General features: G+C 51.7%; 22 protein-coding genes and 1 pseudogene. 12 read left to right on the top strand and 11 right to left on the bottom strand.

Annotated features, from left to right (window positions below; genetic code table 11):
- Positions 1-134: 134 nt before the first annotated feature.
- From AB5Y85_RS02790 to AB5Y85_RS02820, 7 genes are all read left to right on the top strand, one after another.
- Complete coding sequence (locus AB5Y85_RS02790) at positions 135-1,343, top strand: integrase arm-type DNA-binding domain-containing protein (protein WP_115522293.1); 1,209 nt, start codon at positions 135-137, stop codon at positions 1,341-1,343.
- Positions 1,344-1,440: 97 nt separating this feature from the next.
- Positions 1,441-2,373: a hypothetical protein gene (locus AB5Y85_RS02795; RefSeq protein ID WP_368221162.1), complete on the top strand. Its 933-nt coding sequence runs from the start codon at positions 1,441-1,443 to the stop codon at positions 2,371-2,373.
- A 108-nt stretch (positions 2,374-2,481) separates the two neighbouring features.
- Positions 2,482-2,691, top strand: coding sequence for an AlpA family transcriptional regulator (locus AB5Y85_RS02800; RefSeq protein WP_234921491.1), 210 nt, complete (start codon positions 2,482-2,484; stop codon positions 2,689-2,691).
- 129 nt (positions 2,692-2,820) lie between these two features.
- Positions 2,821-3,615: an antA/AntB antirepressor family protein gene (locus AB5Y85_RS02805; RefSeq protein ID WP_368221164.1), complete on the top strand. Its 795-nt coding sequence runs from the start codon at positions 2,821-2,823 to the stop codon at positions 3,613-3,615.
- A 487-nt stretch (positions 3,616-4,102) separates the two neighbouring features.
- Positions 4,103-4,462 carry a hypothetical protein gene (locus AB5Y85_RS02810; RefSeq protein ID WP_368221166.1) on the top strand — a complete coding sequence of 120 codons (360 nt, stop codon included), beginning with the start codon at positions 4,103-4,105 and terminating at the stop codon, positions 4,460-4,462.
- Positions 4,459-4,713 (top strand): hypothetical protein, encoded by a 255-nt coding sequence (locus AB5Y85_RS02815; protein ID WP_201998044.1) that lies wholly within the window; start codon positions 4,459-4,461, stop codon positions 4,711-4,713. Before AB5Y85_RS02810 ends, AB5Y85_RS02815 begins: the two co-directional genes overlap by 4 nt.
- Positions 4,710-7,514 (top strand): DUF927 domain-containing protein, encoded by a 2,805-nt coding sequence (locus tag AB5Y85_RS02820; protein WP_201998043.1) that lies wholly within the window; start codon positions 4,710-4,712, stop codon positions 7,512-7,514. Before AB5Y85_RS02815 ends, AB5Y85_RS02820 begins: the two co-directional genes overlap by 4 nt.
- A 463-nt stretch (positions 7,515-7,977) precedes the next feature.
- Here the strand turns inward: AB5Y85_RS02820 and AB5Y85_RS02825 are convergent, their stop codons facing one another.
- The gene (locus tag AB5Y85_RS02825) at positions 7,978-8,682 is read right to left on the bottom strand and encodes a hypothetical protein (protein WP_201998042.1); all 705 of its coding nucleotides are present in this window, start codon (positions 8,680-8,682) and stop codon (positions 7,978-7,980) included.
- 545 nt (positions 8,683-9,227) lie between these two features.
- On the opposite strand from AB5Y85_RS02825, the gene AB5Y85_RS02830 reads away from it, so the two are divergent.
- The 4 genes from AB5Y85_RS02830 to AB5Y85_RS02845 all read left to right on the top strand — a co-directional run bounded on the left by AB5Y85_RS02830 (position 9,228) and on the right by AB5Y85_RS02845 (position 12,290).
- Complete coding sequence (locus AB5Y85_RS02830) at positions 9,228-10,223, top strand: hypothetical protein (RefSeq protein WP_234921490.1); 996 nt, start codon at positions 9,228-9,230, stop codon at positions 10,221-10,223.
- 344 nt (positions 10,224-10,567) lie between these two features.
- Complete coding sequence (locus AB5Y85_RS02835; RefSeq protein WP_106843448.1) at positions 10,568-10,792, top strand: AlpA family transcriptional regulator; 225 nt, start codon at positions 10,568-10,570, stop codon at positions 10,790-10,792.
- A 336-nt stretch (positions 10,793-11,128) separates the two neighbouring features.
- Positions 11,129-11,443, top strand: coding sequence for a hypothetical protein (locus AB5Y85_RS02840; protein WP_201998041.1), 315 nt, complete (start codon positions 11,129-11,131; stop codon positions 11,441-11,443).
- A 25-nt stretch (positions 11,444-11,468) separates the two neighbouring features.
- Positions 11,469-12,290, top strand: a complete 822-nt coding sequence (locus tag AB5Y85_RS02845) for a hypothetical protein (RefSeq protein WP_201998040.1) — start codon at positions 11,469-11,471, stop codon at positions 12,288-12,290.
- A 1,129-nt stretch (positions 12,291-13,419) separates the two neighbouring features.
- Here AB5Y85_RS02845 and AB5Y85_RS02850 read toward each other — a convergent pair.
- The 8 genes and pseudogenes from AB5Y85_RS02850 to AB5Y85_RS02885 form a co-directional block, all read right to left on the bottom strand.
- Positions 13,420-13,995 carry a hypothetical protein gene (locus AB5Y85_RS02850; protein WP_101531639.1) on the bottom strand — a complete coding sequence of 192 codons (576 nt, stop codon included), beginning with the start codon at positions 13,993-13,995 and terminating at the stop codon, positions 13,420-13,422.
- Between the two features lie 390 nt (positions 13,996-14,385).
- On the bottom strand, positions 14,386-14,613 hold the full coding sequence (locus AB5Y85_RS02855) for an EexN family lipoprotein (protein WP_042655576.1): 228 nt from the start codon (positions 14,611-14,613) through the stop codon (positions 14,386-14,388).
- Positions 14,614-14,686: 73 nt separating this feature from the next.
- Entirely contained in the window at positions 14,687-15,160 is a 474-nt protein-coding gene (locus AB5Y85_RS02860) for a DUF2846 domain-containing protein (RefSeq protein WP_101531717.1), read from the bottom strand.
- Between the two features lie 259 nt (positions 15,161-15,419).
- Positions 15,420-16,184, bottom strand: a pseudogene (locus AB5Y85_RS02865) (IS630 family transposase); the annotation flags it as partial.
- Between the two features lie 268 nt (positions 16,185-16,452).
- Entirely contained in the window at positions 16,453-16,629 is a 177-nt protein-coding gene (locus tag AB5Y85_RS02870) for a DUF3606 domain-containing protein (RefSeq protein WP_019445078.1), read from the bottom strand.
- A 256-nt stretch (positions 16,630-16,885) separates the two neighbouring features.
- The gene (lpxH, locus tag AB5Y85_RS02875) at positions 16,886-17,617 is read right to left on the bottom strand and encodes a UDP-2,3-diacylglucosamine diphosphatase (protein WP_040098923.1); all 732 of its coding nucleotides are present in this window, start codon (positions 17,615-17,617) and stop codon (positions 16,886-16,888) included.
- A complete protein-coding gene (locus AB5Y85_RS02880; RefSeq protein WP_368221168.1) occupies positions 17,614-18,411 on the bottom strand; it encodes a DUF4269 domain-containing protein in 798 nt (265 codons plus the stop codon). The genes lpxH and AB5Y85_RS02880 overlap by 4 nt, the downstream gene beginning before the upstream one ends.
- Positions 18,401-18,898, bottom strand: a complete 498-nt coding sequence (locus AB5Y85_RS02885; protein WP_005337417.1) for a peptidylprolyl isomerase — start codon at positions 18,896-18,898, stop codon at positions 18,401-18,403. The genes AB5Y85_RS02880 and AB5Y85_RS02885 overlap by 11 nt, the downstream gene beginning before the upstream one ends.
- A gap of 212 nt (positions 18,899-19,110) precedes the next feature.
- Between AB5Y85_RS02885 and cysS the strand changes: the two genes are divergently transcribed.
- Complete coding sequence (gene cysS, locus AB5Y85_RS02890) at positions 19,111-20,487, top strand: cysteine--tRNA ligase (protein WP_278166850.1); 1,377 nt, start codon at positions 19,111-19,113, stop codon at positions 20,485-20,487.
- A 782-nt stretch (positions 20,488-21,269) separates the two neighbouring features.
- On the opposite strand, the gene AB5Y85_RS02895 is transcribed toward cysS, so the two are convergent.
- Together AB5Y85_RS02895 and AB5Y85_RS02900 are read right to left on the bottom strand one after the other, a co-directional pair.
- Positions 21,270-22,142 carry a hypothetical protein gene (locus tag AB5Y85_RS02895; RefSeq protein WP_159143928.1) on the bottom strand — a complete coding sequence of 291 codons (873 nt, stop codon included), beginning with the start codon at positions 22,140-22,142 and terminating at the stop codon, positions 21,270-21,272.
- Positions 22,123-23,835: an AAA family ATPase gene (locus AB5Y85_RS02900; protein WP_368221170.1), complete on the bottom strand. Its 1,713-nt coding sequence runs from the start codon at positions 23,833-23,835 to the stop codon at positions 22,123-22,125. Before AB5Y85_RS02900 ends, AB5Y85_RS02895 begins: the two co-directional genes overlap by 20 nt.
- Positions 23,836-24,294: the final 459 nt, after the last annotated feature.

Consider the following 24,294-nt stretch of genomic DNA (forward strand, 5'->3'; position numbering starts at 1 on the left):
GGGGGTATCTGTTCTGATAGGGGTAAAAAGTACCCCCAAATTTGCCAAACCCACGCCCTGTATGGGCTGCAGCGCAGCAATAGATACCCCCAGTGTGTGCAAGTACCCCCAAGCAAACACGGGAGATACCCCATATGCCCCTATCTGATATCACTGCCCGGCAGGCTAAGTTCAACGGTAAGCAGCAGAAGCTATCCGATGAGAAAGGCTTGTTCTTGTTGGTCAACCAGTCTGGCAAGTATTGGCGGCTCAAGTATCGCCACGGCGGCAAAGAGAAGACGCTCGCCTTGGGTGTCTATCCCGAGGTGTCACTGAAAGAGGCAAGGGCGAAACGGGATGATGCTCGTCGGCAACTTGCTGAAGGGGTGGATCCGGGTCTCGTCAAGAAACAGAGCAAGATCGCTAACAAGCTGGCCAGCGAGAACAACTTTGAAGCACTGGCGCGAGAGTGGCACCAAAGCCAGCTCGCTCGCTGGACGCCTGTTCATGCAGCCAGGGTGCTCAAGTCGCTTGAGGTGGATGTTTTCCCCGATCTTGGGGTTGTGCCCGTTGCCGAGCTGACCGCGCCCATGATGTTGGATGCTTTGCGCAAGGTCGAGAAGCGGGGGGTTACTGAAACAGCGGGACGGATCCTACAGCGGATCGGCGCTGTCATGCGATACGCCATTCAGACTGGACGAGCCAGCTACAACCCGGCCCAAGACCTGAAAGGGGCACTCAAGGCCACCAAGCTGGAGCACAGACCCGCTTTGCCCCGTTCTGAGCTGCCAGAGTTCTTCCGCCGCCTGGAGGCCGAGCCACTTAATCCGGCGACTCGTCTTGCCCTCCATCTGCTGATGTTGACCATGACCCGCCCTGGTGAAGTGCGTTTTGCACGTTGGGATGAGTTCGATATGGAACGGGCAGAATGGCGGATCCCTGCTGCACGGATGAAGATGCGAACTGAGCACCTTGTCCCCCTTTCTCGTCAGGCGTTGGCCGTGCTCGATGAGCTGCGCCAGCTGACAGGCCATTGTGAGTTGCTGTTCCCAAGCGAGCGCAAACTGACCAATCCCATGAGTGAGAATACCTTGAGCTACGCCATGGGGCGGATGGGCTACAAAGGGATTGCCTGCCCGCATGGATTCAGGGCGCTGGCATCTACCACCTTGAACGAGGAAGGCTTTGATCCGGATGTGATAGAGCGCCAGCTTGCCCACGCCGAACGCAACAAGGTACGTGCAGCCTATCACCGGGCCGAGTACCTAGATGACCGGCGCAAGCTGTTGCAATGGTTGGCTGATTTCTATGACTCGCAACGGGGTAGCAATGTGCTACCAGTGAATTTTAACCGAGTGGGTTAACGACTTTGCCGAGTCTAGCGCGCTGGCGCGAAATGTGGGGGAGTCTTGCTCGCATAGCTCGGCAATATGTTCAAAGCGGTTGTGCAGAGGTAAAATTATGGCTAAAGCAACTTTAAATCAAATCAAGTCGACAATACAGCCTTTGATTCCATTAGAATATTGCAGTCCTGAACGGGCGGCTAGATTATTGGGTTGTGAAGTAGAGGATATATTTCATTGGGCTATTATAGGGGCAATTAATATATATGCTGAGTTTCAAGAGTATGAAATAGACACACCGCAATACCATGTCCATGAAATGTTCATTGATGAAAACATACCTGACACCCAAGAAACCAAAGAGGTCGAATATATCTCTGAAGGAGTTATGAAGGTAAAAAAAATTAATATTGGTGATATTCCACCATTTTATGAGGATGAAAAAAACTCCATTTCAAACTGGAGGTACTTTCAGTATGGAGCTGGGATGCGATCTCCAACACAAGGTGACTGGTATAACAGGAAGGTTTCCTTGAGAGGTTTTTGGGCGATTGAGCCTCAATGCATTCCACAACTCCAACTCGTTACTGATTCTGATTCTGACTCTGAATTTGATTGGGATCTTACTGCGGTATATATAGGGACTGACACCTGTCCTGAACAAGAAAACAGCTCCCAGAAGGTAATTACATTGTTTGGTTTGGAGCATCTGAATGATATTACGAAGCGGCTGAGGTTGATGCGGGAAGATCTGTTAAAGATACAGAGGCATATGGCATCTGGTGAGGTTATGAGCAAGAAAAGTAGCAATCTACGTCCAGAGAAAGCGCCACCGATGCAAAAGGATGATGAGCAGGTGACAAGAATAACAGCAAACCAGAGTAGGGCTATCGTTGAGTTGTTAGGGTCGCATGGGTACTCCACCGAAGAGCTCAAAGGTAGTGTAGAAGAGCTGCAAAAAAAGATCACTCGCAATGGTCATAGCAAGCAGTTAAGTACAGTGACTGCTCATACGCTGAAAGCTTGGTTGGAAAGGGCTGGGGTTCGTTAAGGGAGTTATTGATAACTTACGGGAGTTTTCTATAACTACCTCACATTCATAGTCGAACATGGTTTGATTGCTACTGCAACGAGAAGACACGTAAAGGAGCAACAAACCATGTCATTGAAATCAGAATTTGCATTGCCACAAGAGGGTTTTGTCCGGGTAGATACCCTTGCCAAAGTACTAGGGATTGCTGTGGTTACAGTCTGGCGCTGGTCAGCAAAAGGCAGATTCCCAAAACCAGTCAAGTTGTCAGAAAGAGTAACTGCATGGCGGGCTGAAGAGGTTCGAGCATGGATGAGCGAAAGAGGAGAGGTTGCTTAAGGTCGGTATATTGACCAAAAGAAAGAGCCGTCCCTTACGGGTACAGCCCTAACTAAATAACGCCACTCAATAATATCAGGAATCTGATAGTTGAGCTAGTTAGCACAACCACTTTAGGATTTACATACCATGATCTCAAAACAATATGGGTATCTTTCCCAGGGCGAAGCCTTGCCCAAAAAAACTCAGATACTGACTGACATACTGCCAATTAATGAACTTCTGATTGCAGGAAAATTTATTAAAACCGTCAATGCTCGTGAACTTCATACCTTTCTATGTGTGGGACGAGATTTTTCTACATGGGTGCGAGATCGTATTGCTGAATATGGCTTTATTGAGGGTATGGATTACACAATTGTCGAAACTTTGCGCTCCCCACATTCGGGGAACACAAAAGCACGCCCACAACGAGTGAAGGAATATCACCTTGTGCTGGATATGGCTAAGGAACTGTCTATGGTCGAGCGCAACGATGAGGGCCGCCGTGCGCGCCGCTACTTCATCGACTGCGAACGGCGGCTAGCCGAGGTTGCCCCGCAACAGCAAGTGTCGGCACAAGCCCATTGGCAAGCTGAACGGGAAGCCAGCAAGGACTACCACGGGCTAATGTGTCGCGCTCTGCAGCAACACCGTACCAGGCTGGGTAAGGAGACTGCTGGTCACCATTACAGCAATGAGCTGGGCATGATCAATCGGCTGGTTCTTGGGATGGATGGCAAAGCATGGCTGGCCCAACACGGTCTGAAAGGCGAGGTACGGAAACACCTGAGCGCATATCAACTGGCGTTGGTCGCCTTTCTTGAGCGCAGTAATGCCACCTTCCTGGACGCAGACATGCCTTTCGCTGAACGCAAGATGAGGCTAACAGCCATGCTGGCTACCCGGATTGAACGTGAGGGCGGCGAAAATGATATTGCATGACACGATCCGACACGGTACGATCTTATCTGTTGGGGCTACTAACCCTAACAGTACTACTTCCACGAGCGGTTACCCGCAACCGACAATTAGCGGTTTTTTTGTGCCTGCCATTTGGGCTACTACCCCAGGCTGTCGCACAGATGAACTTCACATTCACGCCGATCACGGCGGGAGTGTATCCGCTTTTGCGGTATGGTTGAGAGGCCCCAATAAGCCCGCAAGGGTGAATAAGGCCCGCCTTCTCGTGGAGGTAGTTGACGCCATGCCGCATCCTCATTTGCAGCATGGCCGACTCACTAAACCACGAGAGAGTACAGGCCATGATCTACACCTTCTTGATCCAGCATTCCCGTACCTGCCGCTTGGCAGACCTACGCCGTATCCGCATCATTTCCGCCTTTGCCAACAGCGAAACACAAGCCCGGTCTGCGCTGGCCGGTCTACCCCTAGTGTTTTTGTCCCGCACCCCGAGCAAGGGGGTTGCAGCATGAAACGCACCATTCGAACTCGCCAGGTGATTCAGGCTGAGGTTCTGTTTGAGCAGTCTGCACTGCTCGCTTCTGCTTTGAGCTGCATCTGTGAGTCCAATACCGAAAGAATGCTCTATTTGGAGCTCTCCGATCTGCTGCATCCATTGCAGACCCAGCTTGATGAATTGGAGGCGTGCTGTGCCGGGACACCGCTGGAGGACCCTGCTGAACGGATCAATCGTTATGCCTCCGTCCTGCTCAAGGTTCTCAATGGCAATCAGTCCCATATCGAGCCGTGTGTGATCAGTGTGCTGCTCGCCCCGGTCCTTGCCGAGTTTGAGACCGTCGAACTGGCCAAGCGCAGGGAGGGTGTATGACCTATTACGCATGGGCTCCAGTGGCTCAACAACCCACATTCACAGGCCCAGCCAACCCCAAGACCGGCAAACGCTCACAAGCGGGCTGTCTGAGTGCCTTTGCCAGCCGTCGGCAGCGAGATGAGTTCATTGCCAGCACCAGCGGTATGGCGGGGGCCGTTACCGCCAAACAGGCCCGCCAGCTGAAGGCTGGGCTGGATGAACGCGCTTTCAATGAACTGGTGACCGTTCTGGTGGGGGGTGATACATGAGCCAGGCAACATTCGTTTCTGACGTGGCCGCCGCGGCCTGTGGCCACTGGCCCGAACTGCTGGCAAATCTGGGGGTGACGGTACCGCCACGTAAGCAGCATGGGCCTTGTCCGGCTTGTGGTGGGAAAGACCGCTTTCGGCTCGATGACAAGGGCGGGCGTGGTACCTGGATCTGTAGCCAGTGTGGCGCGGGTGACGGGCTGGATCTGATCCGCCGTGTAACCGGTAAGTTGCCGAAGGATGCTGCGGACCTGGTTGCAGGGGTACTTGGCTTTTCCCATGTTGTCATATCAGACGCTGACCGAGAGCAATTGCAGCAACAACAGCGGGCGCAGGCTGATGCAGAGCAACAACAGCAGCAGATTAAGCGCCAGAAAGCCGCCAGACGCGCCGCAGATATCCTGCGCGACTGCAAGCCTGGCCAATCCCCTTATCTGGCACATAAACGCTTGAGCTGGCCCAATGGGCTGTTGAATAGCACCCTGATCCGAGTGGGGGAAGAGGCGTTCCCCGCTGGCTCCTTGGTGGTACCGCTCTACAACGAGACCGGCGAACTGGTGAACGTGCAGCTGATCCGTCATGACGGGGTGAGGCACTACCTTGCCGGTGGCCAGAAGCAGGCTGCTTGCCACCGGATCTCGGGCAGTGCCCTAGTGGCTGTTTGCGAGGGCTATGCCACTGGGCTATCAGTGCATCTGGCGACCGGGGCAACTGTCTACTGCGCCATGGATGCGGGTAACCTGCTGGCCATCGCTCAGGTGGTGAGGGGGATGGATGACCCCTTGCAACCTTGCCGGTTATGGCTTGCCGCAGACAACGATGCCACCACGACGGGCAACCCGGGCAAGACCAAAGCTGAGCAAGCTGCCGCTGCCGTGGGGGCTGTGGTAGCACTACCGCCCACTGCAGGCGACTGGAACGACTATCACCAGGCCAATGGGCTTGAAGAGACCAAGAGAGCCATCATGAGCCAGATTGAACAGACCCAGCAGCAAGGCGCCAGCCAGAAGGAAGGGCTGCGAGCCGAAGTGATCCCATTGCATTCTGTGCCAGATGTGCAAGGCGAGCATGATCAACCAATTGATGGTGAGGAACTGCCTGAGGGCTATGAGATCCGGGACGGTATGCTCTACGTGCACGAATGGGTTGGCTCTGGACAAAACGGTAGGCAGGAGGAAACCCTGATTTCCCCTGAGCTTCGGGTGGTTGCCGAAACTTCTGATGAGGCGGGGTATGGCCAAGGGCGCTTGCTGGAGTGGCAGGATCGGGCTGGCCGTACCCGGCAATGGGCGATGCCGGTCAGCATGTTGGTCCACCGTGGTGGCCAGGAGGCGCTGGCGTCCTTACTCAATGGCGGCTTGCCCTTTGTGAACCTCAAGAAGCTCGACAAGTTGGCGATTTATCTGATGATGAGCCAACCCGAGCGGAGGGTGACCTGTGTCGAACGTACCGGCTGGCACGGCAAAGCCTATGTGCTGCCTGGTGGGGGAATCGGGCCGGATGCTGAGCAGGTGATCCTGCAATCAGCCGGCTATCTGAGTAGCGACTTCACCAGTTCGGGGGAGCTGGCCGACTGGCAGCGCCAGATCGCTGCAATGGCCGTTGGTAACTCCCGCCTTTGCTTCGCCTTGTCGCTGGCCTTCGCCGCCCCCCTGTTGTCACTGGTGGGGCTGGAAGGTGGTGGTTTCCATCTCAAGGGCGAGAGTACCGATGGCAAGTCCACCATCATGAAGGCTGCCGCCAGCATCTATGGGCAGCCCGATCGCTACTGTCACACTTGGCGGGCGACTGGCAATGCCATCGAGGGGATCGCCAGTCGGCGTAACGATGCCTTGCTGTGTCTGGACGAACTGGGCGAGTTGGACGGGCGGGAAGCTGGACAAGTGGCCTACATGCTGGCGAATGGCCAAGGCAAGGGTCGCAGCAAGCAGGATGGTGAGCTGAAAGAGCGCAAGGCGTGGCGGTTGCTGTTTCTCTCCACGGGTGAACTATCCCTAGAAGATCATGCCGCCGAAGCGGGTAAGCGCACTCAAGCTGGGATGGAAGTGCGTACTATCCAGATCCCGAGTAGCACCGGTAAGCATGGTGCGTTTGAGGAACTGCACAACCAACCAGACGGGCGCTCCTTTGCCGATGCCCTCAACGAGGCCTGTAAGCACGAATACGGCACCGCATTTCGGGCCTACATCGAGACCTTGGCAACAGGACTGGATGCATACAAGGAGCGCCTGAAGGCGGAGATCAAGCGTCTGGCGGTCGAACTGACCCCCGCAGGGGCCGGTAATCAGGTCGGGCGGGCTATCAATCGCTTTGCCATAGTGGCCGCAGCGGGTGAGCTGGCCACTGAACTGGGGATCACCGGTTGGCCCCAAGGTGAAGCTACCCGTGCTGTGCGGGTATGCCTCAAGGCATGGTTGGATGAACGGGGGCATCTGGGCAACAAGGAAGACAAGGCAACCCTGGAGCAGGTGCGCGGCTTTGTGGTTGCGCATCAGAATAGCCGCTTTGCCGACTGGTTCGATCACACCCATCGCCCGGCCAATATGGTCGGCTATCGCAAGAAGGATACTGATGGCGTGAGCTTTATCGTGCTGCCCTCTGGTTGGAAAGAGATCACCATCGGTCGGGATCCCAAGCGGGTGGCCCAGCTTTGTTTGGAGGCGGGCTATCTGTTGCCCTCGAATGATGGAAAACGAGTCCAGCGCAAGATCCGTCTGAGGGATGGCAGCGCACCGGTCTGGATCTACATGCTGACTGAGAGAGTGCTAGCCGATGAGGCTGATGGGCCGGAAGACGAATAGCCAGCCAGAAGAAAATAAGGGGTCGCCATCGCGCGGCCCTTTACTTTTTCCAGATTGTCATGCTATTCGCGCATGTGCGCGCACAGGAAGGATTTAAGAAAAAGTATGGGAACAGTGGGAACAAGATAGATAAATGACCTTCAAAGCCTTATCCAGCAAGTGATACTAATGTTCCCACACTCACAAAGTTTCGTGGGAACAGATTGGGAACAGTGGGTACAAGTCGGAAATGTTCCCAACCCATGTTCCCTTTGTTCCCACACCTTCCAGCGATTGTGGGAACAGAGAAACCCAGTCATGGTACGGGTTAGCGGGAAATGTTCCCATGTTCCCACTGTTCCCATCGTTTTTACATCACACATGCATGTGTGCGTGCGCGAATAACAAAAAGTGTGGTTGTTCGTCAACTCCTTTCTCTGGCTGGCCTGTTTGGGGTTATCGATCGTTGGGGGAGCAACTGCGTTCAAGATTGCACACGCCAGAAGTCGGTACTGTAGTTATTCAATACCCGAGAGTAAGGGTCAGTTACCACTTGGAATTCTTGCGGGATTGCAGAACCATCACCACCCTGTCTGAAATATTGCTTTACCGACTGGAGCCCAAGTTTTTTGAGATGTTCCCATTCGCTAAACAACTTATCCTGTCGATCTTGCACCAATCTGGCGGCGCTAGGTTTCCGGTTTTGGCGTGGCATTGCGTAGTCAGGTTGTAAATGTGCGTGGTGGAAAAAAGTAATGCTGCCGGATGCCCATTCATCCTGAAGTGTCTTGCGCCAGCGGTAACTGACGCGAACAGTCATGCGTTCACTGAATTGATAGGGCTCCCTGATCAGGTCGTCAATATCGAAAAACTGTTGTTCGGATTCTTGTATTTCCACTTGGCGTTTCATCTGCTGAACGGCACTGGCCAAATAATTACCGGCACGACGCGCACGAGACTCCGTATCCGAACGCTTCTTTGCTGCTTTAGCGTTGCGGTACTCAGCAAGGGCATTTGCATACTGGCGGAAATGTGAAGATACATACGGCCCACAGTATTCGAGTTGGAGATCTCTCAACGCATCCGGGACTTCATCGTAAAGGCACTGCTCGATGAGTTTATCCAACAAGTCAGTCTCAACCGCTTTGAGGGCATCACACTCATCGCGAGGAATCTTAATCTCACTCATAAATCAGTCCTTAAGCCATTGAATCACTGTAGATAATATCTACACCTCCCTGTGTTTGCGAGCCGTTCCCTAGCCCCGCAGGGCCGACGCTTATGCCGAAGAGGACGAAGGACTCAAGCGCATAAGCCAAGTCGGTCACTATGCGTAAGTTTTCGCCGACTCATTTTCGCTTTTGGAGTAACGTGGAATGAGAACAAGCAGGGGGAGGCTGGTCAGGTATGGCGGGATATCAGTTTGCACACATTGACGGGTATGCACGACAAGGCGGGAAGACAAAGACGGGGCGGGTACTGTCAGCCCAGCAGATAGCGGATGAAGCTGAGCGCAGACCTGGCGCCCATCCACATGTCAAAGACCCTAAGCCACCGATCCAACGGTTTGGGGTAACGCCATCGGAGGCCGTACAGCAGGCCACCGCATGGGCGGAGCAGGCCGTAGACCCGCGAGGGCGTAAGCTGAGGATTGACGGACTGTGTTTAGGTGCTGGTGTGGTCAGTGTCCCGGAGAACCTGCCAGATGAGCTCTGGCCAGGGTATCGTGACGCAATGATCGGGTATCTGAAAACCAAGCATGGTGACAGGCTAAAATCGGTGGTCGAGCATAGTGATGAACGGCATCGGCACATCCATTTTTATCTGGTACCACTACCAGGTGAATCGTTCGGTGCAGTACATCCTGGTGTGGCAGCTGCGCGGGCTTCAGCTTCGCGAGGGGAGCGAAAGGGATTGCAACGTCTCGCGTTCAATCAGGCCATGAGAGCGTGGCAGGATGAGATCTATTCTGTGTCGGCAGACTTTGGGCTTGCTCGGATTGGCCCACGTCGGCGGCGACTGCCGAGGGCTGTGTGGAACGCCGAACAGCGGGCGTTGTCTGCTCATGCTGCACTTATTGGGGCAGCGAGGCCGAAAGGGCCAACCATGGGGAAAATTAATCAGATCATCTCCATGCAAGAGGTTGAGCACCGAGCCGGATTGTTGGGACGGGGCGAGCCGCTCTACACAAAAGATCAGCTACTGGCCGCGACGAAGGCTGCTGCGCTGTACGGGGCTCAACACAATGCCTCCCAGCGTGAAGCGATGCTGGAGGCGGTACTCCTACGCACGCCAGAGATCGATGCAGCAGAGAGCAAATTGGCCGCACTGTCTGCTCATGAGGCTATGATAGAGCACCGGATGCTTGAGGTGACCGAAAGAGTCAGGGAGGCCGAGGCGCTGGCTCAGGCCCGCATCGAAGCGTCTTTGCTGAAGGTCAAGATGGTAGAGGCAAAGGTTGTTCGAGCCGAACGCTGGGCCAAGCAGAGTGTAACCGAGGCGGAAGCGCGGATGAGGGGGATTTTATCACCTATCTTAGCCGCATTTGCGGCGATTCTTCGAGATCCCCAGGCCGTCGAACCAAAGGCTGAAGCAGATACCGCGATTGCGGCGTTGGCGGAACTGCGCCCGCTCGCCACCGAGATCCAGCAAGCCCTCTATCCGGTTGCAAAGGCAGTCAAAAAAGCCAACAAAGTTAACCAAGCACTCGGGCTTGACCTGCATCCATAGTGATCCGATCACCGATAACCCGATTTGGCTTCCCACCTCACCAGTCCCGCAGCAATCTCTGAGCCAGCCAGTGTATCTGACAGTGGATACACTGGCTGTCGCTCACATTTCGTTTGATACCACCGCATCATCGCTTATAGCCGGGATAGTGAAAACCGCCGTTGTATACGGCGGTTTTACAACAGCACTTGATCGCTTCCCTGCCTAAACCATTGCAACCTTCGTAAAGCAATCAACAGCATCATCCGTGGGTGTGTAGCCTCTCCACACACCCGGGCAAGGTCGCTGTATGCACCAGAGTCGTTGCAACATTCAAAGGCATTAAAAACATCGAGGGATGCAAAATGTCAGATTCCGTATTTATCGAACGAAAAAGGCTAACGATCCTTATTGGATGCCGTCACGACACGATTGACCGCATGGTTGAACGTGGAGAATTACCGCGCCCAATTCGCCTCGGGCGCAATGGCCGGCACCGCTTCATTCGTGCCGAAATTGAACCTGCGTTAAAGCTGCATGGGATCGATCTTGCGAAGCTGGAAGCCGCCCATGCTGGAAGTGTTGTCTGATCATGCCAATCACCACGACACATGACCGAGGCGGGATCTTCCAGCCCGGCTCGACCTGGTTAACGATTTGCCAGGCTGTGTGTGGTGTATTGCACATAGCAGGACCGCTTTCTCCTGAACAGGCAGGACTGCTACTGACGATCTTCCGCAGTGAACTGGCGAAAGTCGCCCTACCGGCTCAATCCGAGGCTAAGTTAGACCCTTGGCACTACCTTACCGAACACACCTGTGGGGTGGTCGTCTTGAGTGCTTCAGGTCAAAACATCTTGCGACAGCAGCCTAATCGAACCGCCCAAATCCTCGTCAAGAACACCATCAACCACTGGAGAGAAAATCATGACCAAGCCGCTTAATCATGGCGCCATTTGCGGTCGCATTTTTGCCACTCTGCCCAAGCTGACTCTGCAACAGGAGGCCGTGTTGCTGGATAACCTGGATGGCATGACCAACAGCGAACTACGCGAATATGCCTCCAATGCCAGTGAGTTGGCAAAGACCCCGCTTCAACTGCGTGACGAAAAGATGCTGCTCAGTTTGTCGCAGCAGTTGGGGTCTGTATCCACTGGCCTGGCTGGCGTTATGAACTTCACGGCTGAAAACGTGGAACGCCTAACTAGTGACCTGAAACACCTGACCGAAACAGATTGCTGAATTGCCCCCGATTTGGAGACCGGAAATGAATAACATCACCGATTTAGTACAAGTAGCCCAACAAGCGCATCGTGAATATATGGGGTGGCATGAAGGCGAGCATCGGTTGCTGACCTGTATCAGCACCACACGTATCGATGAAATCAAACAGGATATCCAGAGGGGGCGTGAGCTCCGGCGAGCGGCGATCGCCCAGGGAAACACGAACAAAAAAGAGTATCGCCAGCTGTCTACTCATATCTCGTCACTTGAGAGTGAGTTGGCTGACATGGAGGTCGTTGCCGAAGAGTTAGAAGGCGGTGCATTTGAGCGCTCATGTTCTGGGCAGGCGTTGTGGCGCCAGCACCTTAAGCAACGTTCCGCTCTTGCACAAACCTATCTGGATGAGTTGATCGCCAGTGATTTGGATGAAGCCCGCGAAGCCTTGGCTCCACTCTTGCCAATGCTGGCCAGATTAGTATCCAGAGGCAGACAGAAGGCGGCCATCGGTTCATTCTTGCAAGATGACACCAGTACTGTATTTACTACCCCCGGCCTGATAGAGCCAGCAGAAGTCCACCCGCTCGATATGGTGAAATCATTGGTGGTTGAGTTGCTTGAGCCAATCTGGAGAGATACTGACCCGGAACTGGATCCGGTGGTCATGGAAGAGATTAAGCGTATTCCGCCGAGCAATCTGATCCGTCTTGATTTGGTCGGCAGCCCAGCAGCCAAAAGTAGTGCTAGTGCAAAACAGGCCGGGCGCATGGATCAAACGGAAGAACCCAAATCTGCAGTGCAGGCAAGCCGTGATAACTGGTCGCCGGATGCAATGTTGGCCCGCAGTAATAATTTGCGAGAGGCATGACTCCGGTTTTCGCACGCAGTGTGCATTGAGCCCGCCCAGCGCGGGCTTTTTTTCGCCATCAAATATCAAGAGCAGTACCTCTTTGGCTACCAAAACACATAGAACTTCTTCGGGAGCAATTTGCTGCATGTAGACATTTCGACCTGACCTAGCACTGACTGCAATCCAGTTCGCCACATGACGGGCCTTTATTGATTTGCACCAGAGCGCATGAGTAGCCCGCTGTTGATTCGACAGCGTTGATCGCCCATACCATGCCTAGGCTATTGCACCTGTATCCTGAGTGGCTTGGAGAAGCCTACCGAACTTGGTCTGCACCGCTGGCGCGCAATCGGAACCCCGCCCCGCCTGCCCGCTTTATGTGTTGAAAATCGTTCACATGACAGATTGGGTTCACGCCGCGCCATATCTGGGCCGGGATAGTGAAAACACCCTCGAAGAAATCCTTCAGAATCCTTCAAAATCTTTCACTTTCCGTCGCTCTGATCAGGTGGTTGGGGATGGGTTGCGTCAAGAGAGGTCAAAATCACGAATTTGAACGTGGTTTTATCTGTTTTGAGGGTTGCGTCATGTTTGTATTTGGCATTGCGGTGTCCACAAGCATTTCATTTATGGGGGTGCTTTTGGGGGTATCAGTGCTTTTAGGTCTTCAACAATTCATGGTAAATCAGTTGTTTATTGTTGAAATTCGATAGAGGCCTCGGCACCACTTATTGAGTACAGCAATCAAAGAGTTATGAAAGGCCACTAGCAATAGTGGCCTTTTTGTTTTGCCTAAATGGCGACAAAGTGGCGACAGCGATTGTGCTGAGTCCACAGCTTCATAACAACAAAGCCTGCTGAAGGCAGGCTTTTATAGGGTCTGTATGTCTGTATATAGCCGAGGAATTTACCGCGTGGGGTAGGGTATGGCCGATTACTTCCACCACTCCTTGCTCGGTAAGTTATTCCATTCTCCAACCGGGTATTCATGGCCATTGAAGCGCAGCGTGGTGCTCAATGTTCTCTTACTGGTGGTGTCCTGCTCGACTGTTTCTGTTTTCGCTTTGGTTACTACTCTCAGAACGTGCAGCCCGTTAGCCCCAGCTGGTGAACGGTTACATCAGAAGCACTTTAAGGAAGAGGCTTTTTACTCAAGGATCTGGCGCATTCCCGCGTTTAGCTGGCGGCCACCGTCCTCAGCATCACGGTCTTGCATCAAATTGATCGAAACCTCGTTGGTACCGATGGTATAGGTTGCGCTGTAATCACCGCACATGCTGTTGCTTACACATTCAAAAAACGGCACCGACTTATCCTTTATTGTACGGACTATCACCGGTTTGACTTTCAAGATATTGGTCGCCTGACTGACTAATTCTTCGAAGTCTGCCTTGGCCTGTTTGACAGAAGCAACGGAGTCGTCTTGGTACGATGCCATGGTTCCGCCGAAGGAGAATACTTTATGTTGGTAGACCGCATAGTAATACTCACCCGTAGTTGGTCGTCCTAGGAATCCCTCGCCCGCCTTCGGTTTCCCGCGAAAGTCTTCATCAATGTCACTGCGCCAGTCATAGCGTATCAAACCATCGTTGACTACTTGGAGTGTGGTGATGGGCAGGCCGATTGTCAGGGTTTTGAAGCCCGTATTTGCGGCAATAGCCGGTGAGGCAATGAGACTGACCGCACAGCAGAGTGCAGAGAGCTGCAGGGTTTTATGGGTCAAGGTGACACCTCATTAAGATAATAGGTTTATATGGAGTGTTGATACTCATCCGTCCACCGGATGGGTTTACTCTCAGGCTGCATATTCCGGCCGATCCTGAACACCGAGCAGCATAAAAAACGACAACTACCTTGAAAAACGCCGGGAATGGCTGTTCAACTTCGCCGGAATACGCACAGGCTCAGTGGTTTATCGCGTTCAGTCTCATTCTGTGCAGTTCCTCAACTGGGTTGAGATAACGCCTCATTGTAATTGCGCCAATTAGGCGAACTTTAATAATTGAATTTTGCCACCTTATTAGATAAAACTCTCAGTTTATATCATAACAGGTGGCGTTATTATGGAAGAAAAAGTTCTTAATTTAAAATAATTCCGTGTGGGTAACGAAAGCTACTGACCCAACATGTTTTTCATCAAGTTAGTAGCCATTTTTTGCTGGGCTGCGATTGCATTTTTACATTCATCTGAATTGGCATCTTTACCCTGTGCAATTTTCAAGGTGCACTCTTGCAGGGCTTCATTCAGTAATTTCGGATCTTTCATAAAATCCTCAACTGAGGTAGGTCCACAAGCAGTAAGTAACATAGTGAATGGAATAGCTAACAGTAACTTATTCATTTCTATTTTCTCCAAATAAAAAATGCAGATAAAAATACTAGGATCTAAAAGATACAGATGGTTTTACGAGAAGTTATAAAGTATGTGGTAATGACATTTCAGACTTCTTGATCAGAATTTGAGCATTTTCAATATCATCAGGGTCTGTCACAAGCTCAAAATCAGACTGACTAAAGAGAAGCCCCATACGAATATAGTGGTAGATATAATATGTTTTGCCTGACTCGGTATTTAGGGAAATGCTATTGTTTGAAAATTCACTTTCAGTTTCAAATGTATAGTTTTTACCTGCATCAAGTTTCAGAAGATAGAAGTGTTTATTTTCTGATTCACCTAGGAATTTTTTATCGATAAAAAGATCCATATTGCTATTGCGAGCAAGCCAGCCATGACGGTAGATATAAACGTGAGCCTTGCCCTCGGCAGGAGGTGAGAAGCTTTTGGCTTCATTGACGACAGCCTCATCGGTGACGGTTGGCACTGAGGAACAGCCACCAAGTATCATGGCGCAGAGCGCCAAGAAAATCATTACAAACGTATTACGCATTTTTTACCCATTGTGCTGAAAGTTTATTGATGTTTTTGATTATTATTTTATTGAACATCTGATACTGATGTTTCTTTTGCTAAAGAATTGTCTGTGAGCGCAGCGACGTTTTCAATAGGGTCTTTGAAAATTTTTTTATAACTATTCGCCAGTTAATTGTCTTACACCAATTAATGAGAAAATACTAAGCTATATCAATTGCTTATGTGTCCATGCTTTAATGTGGGGTAATGTGATTTTTGTCACATCTATTAACGCCGGTTTTGGCTCGTCGGTAGTGGCGACGCAGCTTTTCCAGCATGGCGATAAACAGGGATGAGTTTTTCTTTATCCCACTGACGTAAAGCACTCTTCCATTGCCTGCATGGAGAACGCCTGCCAGGTAATGTTTGGCGTTCTGTCCCGGTGTGACAACCCGCTTTTGCTGCGCTCTGAACATCCAGTCGGCCCCTAATTTGGGATTAAGGTCTATATCGACTTCATCCTCATAAAACACCGGATTATCGGCATCACAGCGGGCCAGTGCCGCGTCGATATTAGCCATTTTCTCCTGATAGGCCGGGTCTTTTATCCGCAAGGTCGGCACGGGCCTTCGCCAGACAATGCCCATACGAGGTAACCATCGGCGGAGCGTGGAGGCTGCCATATTGAGTCCTGTTAACCGATTGATTTTAATAGCTAATAGTTCGGTGCGCCAGCGGCTGCGCTGATAACCAAAATCTTGCGGAGAAAACTGCATGAGCAGCACCAGTAAGGTGACAATCTTGGCGACAGGTAAGACTGGGGCACGGCCAGCCGGTAAGGCTTCTAACGCCCCCACACCTTCATCCCGATACCACCGAAGCCAACGGCCGATGGTCGAGCGAGCAGCGCCGGTAAGGTGATGAACATCAGTGATCGTGCGTCCTTCATGTAACAGCAAGATGGCCATCAAGCGACGAGCATGCCCTTTATCACGGGTGGCATGGATGATTTTGTGAATGCGGCGCCGTTGTGGTCGTGGCAGGGGTGGTAGGATAGGCATCAACTCAGTCCTTTGGGTGTGGCTTGTTTTGTTTGGCGACTAATGAGATCGCACAAACTGGACTGAGTTCCCTTCCTCCTGTGATCTACTATTCGGAACAGCTATTTAGAAATAGTGGCCTTTTTTTGTTTTTGCCGAAATGGTGGTGATTGCTAAAAACCTTTTCCGCTCAGGTGCTGGGCTTGTTGTCGTAAAGAAATGTTGTAAATAAATGTTAGCAAGAGAAAAGCCCCGCAAGCGGGGCCGGGTTTGTGACGGGGTTGTGCCCTCACTTCTTGAGGTGTTTTCTGATCGCCTTGCCTGAGGTGCCGACTGCCTTGACCGCCCGTTTCAGCTGGACTTCGGTGCACTCGAACATTTTGATCCACTGCTTCATCTCATAGGGATCGTTGACATTGATCTTCTTGGCATCGAACGGGTGAGCGACCGCATTGCTGTCAGGCATACAAACCTCAACTTGTTGAAATAGCTGGCGAGAAAGACGTTTCTGCCTGAGCGCCATCATCCTCTCAATTGGCAAGGGGCAAGGTGACGGGGTTCACACAACCTTGGGTACTGATTGGGATTGGCGCATCCAGCTTGCGGTTCTGTGAGCGATCACCACTTATTCGCTCGCGCCTGATGGGCAGTGAACCGGATGGCGCGAACGATGGGGAGTGATGGAGGCTGGGGGCTTTGTGGTCAACCGGACTGGCGGGCTATCAAGCCTCTGCCAGCGCCCGCATTTCCAGCTGCTGCTCGCCGGGGCGACAGACCAGCACCGAGCCTTGCTCGAACCAGTCCCCCAGCACGATACGCCGCGCGGGGTGGCCATCGAGGATGAAGTCGTGGATGGCGGGTCTGTGGGTGTGGCCGTGGATCATCATCCGGCAGTCGTGGGCGCGCAGGGTGTCGTCCACCGCCGCGGGCGTTACATCCATGATGATCTGGCTCTTGTGGGCATTTTCCATCTGGCTTTGGCCGCGCATCTTGCAGGCGATGGCCTGACGGCGGGCAAGCGGCAGCCGTAAAAAGAGCCAGCGCAGCCATTTCAGCTGGGTGATGCGGCGAAACTTCTGATACCCCTCATCCAGGGTGCAGAGCAGATCGCCGTGGCTGAGCACTACCCGCTCCCCATAGAGGTCGATGACGCAGGGGTCACCCAGCAATGTCATCCCCGCGCGCTTGGCAAACTGCTGCCCCAGCAGAAAGTCACGGTTGCCGTGGATAAAGTAGATGGGCACGTTCTGCTGGCTCAGGGCCAAGAAGGCATCGGCCATCTGTTGATGGAGCGGATTGGGGTCATCATCGCCAACCCAGAATTCGAAGAGATCCCCCAGCACATAGAGGGCATCGGCGCCGGGGGCGTCGTGCTCGAGAAAGCGCACCAGTGCCGCGGTCATATCGGGCCGCTGGGCAGAGAGGTGAATGTCACTGATAAAGAGGGTGCTCATGATGTGGGGATCGGGCTCTCGGTCGAAACAGGGCAAACGGGGGTGGCAGAGATAGTAGAAACAACTGGGGACGAATAGTGCGCTGCGGGTGCCATCGCGCCAATTAAGGTATGGATATCGTCACGGGATGGCGGCTGCCATGACAACTCGGCCAGATTGCGTCCCTCCAGCGTCAGCAGTGCAGCATAAGGATCGCCAGCCAACCCCAGCAACCGGCATATGGCTGCTTCCCCTTTTAATCCCTCTTCAAGGCGCAGGCGCAGCACTTCGTGATAGAACGCATCGCCAAAACGCTCGAGCAAAGCCGCCATCAGGGTGAGGTGGCGCCAGCCGTTCAGCGTCTCGATGGGGGCGGGGGTGACATAGAGCTCCAGCGGCCAGCTGGCATCGCTCTTGTCAGAACCGCTATAAGCACAGCTCTGCTTGAGGCAGGAAAAGGCGCGCTCCAGCAGCCAGACATTGTCACCTTTGGCGCTCGCCTGCCAGCCTTGCTCTGCAAAAGTAGCGGCAAACTCGGCGGGATCTGGATGCTGGCAGAGAATATCGAGATCGCTGCCCGGCCGATCGAGGCCGATGGCGAGCGTGCTCACCAGCGCCATATCGCTGCACTGCGTGGCCAGCTCATCCCACACACCGGCGGTGAGCAGGCCATGGGCCGAGCGCTGGCGCGGGTTGCCGTGGGCCAGATAGTCGAGGCGGCGCCAGTTTGGACTGGCAGTGGGGGAGGCAGATGGAAAAACTGCGGCCGGGGCCGCAGTTTTGTCAGTGCCGAGTCGGCAGAGATCAGTCAGCAAGGGTCACCTTGGTGATCACCACGTCTTCTACCGGCACGTCCTGGTGGATGCGGCCGTAGTTACCGGTCTTGACGCCCTTGATCTTGTTGACCACGTCCATACCGGCGGTCACTTCACCGAATACGCAGTAGCCAAAGCCCTGGGTGGTGGCGGATTTGAAGTCGAGGAAGTCGTTGTTGTTAACGTTGATGAAGAACTGGGCGCTGGCAGAGTGCGGCTCCATGGTGCGGGCCATGGCGATGGTGCCGATCTTGTTGGACAGACCGTTAGCCGCTTCGTTCTTGATGGGAGCGCGAGTGTCTTTCTCTTCAAAGCCCGGGGCATAGCCGCCGCCCTGGATCATGAAGCCGTCGATGACGCGGTGGAAAATGGTGTTGTCGTAGTGACCGTCACGGCAGTATTGCAGGAAGTTGGCCACGGTTTCCGGGGCTTTTTCAGCATTCAGGGTGAGGGTGATGTCGCCGTGATTGGTGTGCAGAGTGACCATGATATGTCCTTTCATTTGATGCGGGCGACGAAGTGCCCGCAGGTGTATGGCATAAAGTGGTGGCAATTCTAGCCCATCAGGGGCTGGCGGCATAGTCTCTCAGGCGCCGTAACCGTGCTGGCAGGCGGGATTGGCCCTCTTTTCTGCCTCGTTTTCTGCCCCTGAACGGGGTATTATGACCAACCATTTTACTCACAGGCAGTGGTTAGAAGATGCTGAAGATATACAACACACTCACTCGTCAAAAAGAAGAATTCAAACCTATCCACCCGGGCAAGGTGGGCATGTATGTGTGTGGTGTCACCATCTACGATCACTGTCATATCGGCCACGGCCGCACCTTCGTCGCCTTTGATGTGGTCGCTCGCTACCTGCGTTACGCCGGTTATGACCTCACCTATGTGCGCAACATCACCGACGTGGATGACAAGATCATCAAGCGCGCCGCTGAAACCCGCGTCACCTGCGACGAGCTGACCGAGCGTCTGATTGGCGACATGCACGCCGACTTCGATGCCCTCGGCATGGTGCGCCCGGATATCGAACCGCGTGCCACCCAGCACATCGAAGAGATCATCGAGCTGGTGCAATCCCTGCTGGAAAAAGAGCACGCCTATGTGGCGGACAACGGCGATGTGATGTTTATCGTCGAATCCTACGCTGACTACGGCAAGCTCTCCGGGCAGGATCTGGAGCAACTGCAAGCTGGTGCCCGCGTTGACGTGGTCGATGCCAAGCGCAACCCGCTCGACTTCGTGCTGTGGAAGATGTCGAAGCCGGGCGAGCCGACCTGGGAAAGCCCCTGGGGCCCTGGCCGTCCTGGCTGGCACATCGAGTGCTCCGCCATGAACTCCAAGCACCTTGGCAACCACTTCGACATCCACGGCGGCGGCTCCGATCTGCAGTTCCCGCACCACGAGAACGAGATCGCCCAGTCCTGCTGCGCCCACGGTGGCGATTACGTCAACACCTGGATGCACAGCGGCATGGTGATGGTGGATAAAGAGAAAATGTCCAAATCCCTTGGCAACTTCTTCACCATCCGTGACGTGCTGGCCCACTACGACGCCGAAACCGTCCGTTACTTCCTGATGTCTGGCCACTACCGCAGCCAGCTCAACTACTCGGAAGATAACCTCAAGCAAGCCCGCGCCGCGCTGGAGCGCATGTACACCGCCCTGCGCGATCTGCCGGTGGCCGCCGCTGCCGGTGGCGACGAGCAGGTAGCGCGCTTCAAGGAGGCAATGGACGACGACTTCAACACCCCGGAAGCCTACTCCGCCCTGTTCGATCTGGTGCGCGAGATCAACCGTCAGAAAGCGGAAGACATGGCCGTCGCCGCCGCGCTGGGCGCCCGTCTGCGCGAGCTGGGCGCCGTGCTCGGCATCTTGCAGCAAGACCCCGAGGCCTTCTTGAAGGGTGATGAAGCGGACGAAGAGGTTGCCGAAATCGAGCGCCTGATCGCCGAGCGCAATCAGGCCCGTGCCGACAAGAACTGGGCTGCGGCGGATGCCGCCCGCAACCGTCTCACCGAGATGGGCATCGTGCTGGAAGACAGCGCCGGCAAGACCAGCTGGCGCCGTGCCTAAGGCCGGTGGCCTTGTTGGCGTCTGGAGCCAACAGGTTGAGCCAATAAAAAACCGCAGCCCTTGGGCTGCGGTTTTTGTTTGTGTCTCTTCCCTCGACACCTCTTAAGCCTCTGCGATCTGCTTAAGCCTCGGTGGCCTGCGCTCTGATCCCCTCTCCCCTTGCGGGAGAGGGTTAGGGTGAGGGGGGCTAACGTCATTTCTCGGCTGAATATCGTCCTACGCCTTAATGGCATGGCTTCGCCATGCAGGACACGAGGGCCTTGCCCTCGAAGGGGTTTCGCCCGCCCTTCGGGCTGGGGCGAGTGACTTTGGAAAGACCCAAAGTCACCAAAGGTCTTCTCCCCCGGCAACCCGCCCGCTTCGCGGGTTCCCTCGTCTCGTCCAACGGGTCGGACGGAGCGCCGCAGACGGCACTTTGGCCTTCGCCATCCATGGCTGCGGCCAAAGCCCGCTTCGAACATCCTTGTTCTCGCGCCAAATCGGGGGCGAGCAGTGCTCGCCCTGATCCGATTTGGCCCCTATGCCGGTTGCGGCTGCGCCATCATCCCTGATAGCACTCCTGACCCGTTGAACTCGACTCGGCGGTTTGCAGGGGGAACCAATACCGTGCCCGCCCGTGACTTTAGCGTGCATGTTGACTGCCTTTCGCTGAAAGGGGAGGGCAGAGCAAGTGAGGGTAAATAGGTTTGGGTTTGATCAACGCGTATTTGGGGAATAGAAATAAAAACCGCAGCTCAAGGCTGCGGTTTTTATAGATAATATTTTCCCTTGAACGTGTTTTATTATAAATTCTCTGGAAGCTCTCCCTGTTCTAGATATTGCATGAGTTGATGGTCATTAAGAATAGAGCGATACAGTATTGCATCCCAAGAATTAATGGATTTATCAATTTCCATTTCTAAAAGTAGTTCGAGGCTAGCCATTATGCTGAAAGTGGATTTTGGCTGGCGACAGATATGAGATTTACGGAGTATGCTTATATACCTAGTTTTAAAAAACTCTTTAAAACGTGTTATGAAGTTTATCCCTTCCAAGTGGAGAGTTATAAGTTCTCTAAGTTCTTGTGGTATGTCATCACGAACTACGACAGCTATCAATGGTGCGCGGTAAGGCGGGGTGAAGACTATATTAAATAAAGGCCTATCTATGTCATCGAAATAAGGGTGTATATATCTTTTTCTTCCATCTGGTGTTATATACTCAGTAAGTTTCTCGCCTTGACACCAGTCACACATTGGGGTTAGGTTGAGCAGGTTGATAGAGAATTCTGGGAATTTATCCTTTGGAAGATAATGATCTAATGTTCTTGGCCTTCCTGGTTCACCACAGCTTGGGCATACCACAAGACCATTATGTTTTCTGATCTTTTCTAGTTGGAGATAAGGAAGTTTATTTTCTTTTGGTGAATACAAACCAATTAATGAATGTTTTCTTTTTTCTGCGTCTTCATCGTTATCTGTATATTTTCTTAAGTTCATTGGTTGGATTGAAGTCGGGTCACCACCTAACTCCTGATATAATCTCACTTGGTTAACCAAGTCATTTGTGATAAGGTCATAAAAATCTCGGTGATGCTTTTTTTCATTCAGGGTTCTCCTCACTATATCTATTGAGTCATCTTCTGGAATATTAACTCTAGATACCATTGTTGCCACCTGCATTCAATATCTTCATTAGCATTTCTTCGTTTAATTCCTGACCTAACAAATTAATTAAATCTTTGGGGTCGTTATATAGACGTAGTTTTTCTTCAACCCATAGGTCAAATGGCTTGGTGATCGAACTATCTCCAAAAACATAAGATGATATTCTTTGCATATCACCACCAAATGTTTCAAATGGGGGATGATCAATCTCTACTCTTCCGTTATGCTGCCGATATACATGAATGCACTTAGCAGGAACTTCTCTTGCCATTGCTAAAGAATGAGTTGCTAAAATAGCTTTTGAGTTAAATGCTTTTAAAACTGTTTTAAGTAATGATATGAATTCAATTTCTAAGGTCGGATGTAAAAACAGCTCTGGTTCATCGATTACAATTAAACTATCCTTTCTAATTTGACCGACAACATTTATGACGATATAGCAGAATAATCTTTGCCCAGAGCTGATTTCAATTTTATGCTTATCTTTAATAAATACAACGCCGGTCTGATGGTTAATTATGTCGTTGATATCTACCTGAAACATCTTGTATGTATTAAATGAGGCGTTGTTTATGGGCAAATAATATTTGTTGTTACTTTCTATATGTAGCGTTACAAGTGCTGGATTAGACTTCCATACTGCATCCTCTGACAATTCAAGTGCAATAAAATCAAAATCTATTGCGCTTTTCAATACAGAGGAGATGGTATCGAATTTACTTGTCCAGTTATGTATAAAACCAAACTCATGATCATCCTCAATGGATTTTATTATTGAGCTTACCGAATTTCGGGCTGGTAAATTCCTACTTATACCAATTCTTTCATTACCGGCCGCATCAGTATTTATCTGTCTGAAGCCAAAGTATTTATATGCATCTTTGTCTTTTAGGTCCGTGTTGGATAAATCTATTGTAAATTCTTCGAATGGACTGTAGGAAATTAATATGAACTTTGATATGTTAGGATAATGGTCAAATGGAGTGTGATTAGTAGCATCCAGAGTTCTCTTACTTCCACTATCAACACCCAGCCAATATTCTACTAAAGTTTTTAGTGTAAATGACTTTCCTATGCCATTTTCACCTATCAATACATTTATATCGTATGGAAGATGTTCAGAATTAAAATGAAATGATATTGGCTCTATAATCCCATTTTTATTAATTGTATTCAGTGTAAAGTCTCGAATTGATGATTGAACATTATCTAATAGTTTCCAACCATCCTGAAAAGACTTTCTTGCACCTGCTTCCCGGAGTAGGGATGTACTAAAATTATCATGTAATGTAAGGCGCATTGCATTACTATCTTTTATTGCGTTAACCAGATACCCAGCATCTCTAATTAACATTAACAACTCTTTTGTATCATCGAAACCGATTTTGGCGATTAGAACATGATAAAAATCGATATCGCTAGGTACGGACACATAATTTAGTTTTGGTATTGGGAAAAAACCATTCCATCCATTATCACAAAGTTCATTAAGTTTTTTGGGTGAGTAGTCATCATCTTCAATTAATAATTTTAATGAAAAATCTAAAGCTGACTTTTTGTCAATGTACAAGGTCGCATTTAACGTTGTGCTAATGCCATAGTCATCCCAGTTATTAAATGATAAGGCGAGCATGTCACTTTCAGATGGAAGTATAGAAGGGGATGTTCTCCAATTAGTCCCTTTGTGATAAAAAACTATCATATATATTCACTCATTTTTATATGTGTAAGAATTTATTTTTATGTGGAGGTTAAACTTATTTGTAAATATATTTAATTATGCTTTTACTTTCAATTTTAGTAAAGGCTGTAGGTTCGATTAGCGAAGCGTAATCGGACGTTCGAGAAATAAGGTGTTATTTCGGTGAAATACTCACTGTCGGGCCTTCAATATAAAACCGTCTCCCGATAGATATCTGTGCCGCTTGCTGTTGCATTCACCATGATTTTTTCATCGATGCGACCATATCGATGGTGCTTGTTGCATATGCATAGGAGAGACAATCTGATCTCGCCATGGGGTGGGCGAGGGGTGGCTCTGAGCTAACAACCCGCCCGATCTTTGCCCTGAATAGGCCGGGGAATGTTACCGCGGTGCAATGCGCTGCGCTTATTGCACCCTACGTCTGTTTACCGGCCTCGGTGTTGCGGGTTGGGTGTT

Origin of the sequence: Aeromonas sp. R3-1 (assembly GCF_040908345.1) — a bacterium.
Lineage (GTDB): Bacteria > Pseudomonadota > Gammaproteobacteria > Enterobacterales > Aeromonadaceae > Aeromonas > Aeromonas veronii.

Excerpts from the sequence above, each read along its gene's own strand:
- AB5Y85_RS02845 (WP_201998040.1), top strand. The coding sequence starts at position 11,469 with ATGAATAACATCACCGATTTAGTACAAGTAGCCCAACAAGCGCATCGT.
- AB5Y85_RS02870 (WP_019445078.1), bottom strand. The coding sequence starts at position 16,629 with ATGCCTGACAGCAATGCGGTCGCTCACCCGTTCGATGCCAAGAAGATC.
- AB5Y85_RS02790 (WP_115522293.1), top strand. The coding sequence starts at position 135 with ATGCCCCTATCTGATATCACTGCCCGGCAGGCTAAGTTCAACGGTAAG.
- AB5Y85_RS02885 (WP_005337417.1), bottom strand. The coding sequence starts at position 18,898 with ATGGTCACTCTGCACACCAATCACGGCGACATCACCCTCACCCTGAAT.
- AB5Y85_RS02855 (WP_042655576.1), bottom strand. The coding sequence starts at position 14,613 with ATGAATAAGTTACTGTTAGCTATTCCATTCACTATGTTACTTACTGCT.
- AB5Y85_RS02830 (WP_234921490.1), top strand. The coding sequence starts at position 9,228 with ATGATCGGGTATCTGAAAACCAAGCATGGTGACAGGCTAAAATCGGTG.
- AB5Y85_RS02815 (WP_201998044.1), top strand. The coding sequence starts at position 4,459 with ATGACCTATTACGCATGGGCTCCAGTGGCTCAACAACCCACATTCACA.
- AB5Y85_RS02810 (WP_368221166.1), top strand. The coding sequence starts at position 4,103 with ATGAAACGCACCATTCGAACTCGCCAGGTGATTCAGGCTGAGGTTCTG.
- AB5Y85_RS02805 (WP_368221164.1), top strand. The coding sequence starts at position 2,821 with ATGATCTCAAAACAATATGGGTATCTTTCCCAGGGCGAAGCCTTGCCC.
- AB5Y85_RS02860 (WP_101531717.1), bottom strand. The coding sequence starts at position 15,160 with ATGCGTAATACGTTTGTAATGATTTTCTTGGCGCTCTGCGCCATGATA.
- AB5Y85_RS02825 (WP_201998042.1), bottom strand. The coding sequence starts at position 8,682 with ATGAGTGAGATTAAGATTCCTCGCGATGAGTGTGATGCCCTCAAAGCG.
- AB5Y85_RS02835 (WP_106843448.1), top strand. The coding sequence starts at position 10,568 with ATGTCAGATTCCGTATTTATCGAACGAAAAAGGCTAACGATCCTTATT.
- AB5Y85_RS02820 (WP_201998043.1), top strand. The coding sequence starts at position 4,710 with ATGAGCCAGGCAACATTCGTTTCTGACGTGGCCGCCGCGGCCTGTGGC.
- lpxH (WP_040098923.1), bottom strand. The coding sequence starts at position 17,617 with ATGAGCACCCTCTTTATCAGTGACATTCACCTCTCTGCCCAGCGGCCC.
- cysS (WP_278166850.1), top strand. The coding sequence starts at position 19,111 with ATGCTGAAGATATACAACACACTCACTCGTCAAAAAGAAGAATTCAAA.
- AB5Y85_RS02840 (WP_201998041.1), top strand. The coding sequence starts at position 11,129 with ATGACCAAGCCGCTTAATCATGGCGCCATTTGCGGTCGCATTTTTGCC.
- AB5Y85_RS02900 (WP_368221170.1), bottom strand. The coding sequence starts at position 23,835 with ATGATAGTTTTTTATCACAAAGGGACTAATTGGAGAACATCCCCTTCT.
- AB5Y85_RS02795 (WP_368221162.1), top strand. The coding sequence starts at position 1,441 with ATGGCTAAAGCAACTTTAAATCAAATCAAGTCGACAATACAGCCTTTG.
- AB5Y85_RS02800 (WP_234921491.1), top strand. The coding sequence starts at position 2,482 with ATGTCATTGAAATCAGAATTTGCATTGCCACAAGAGGGTTTTGTCCGG.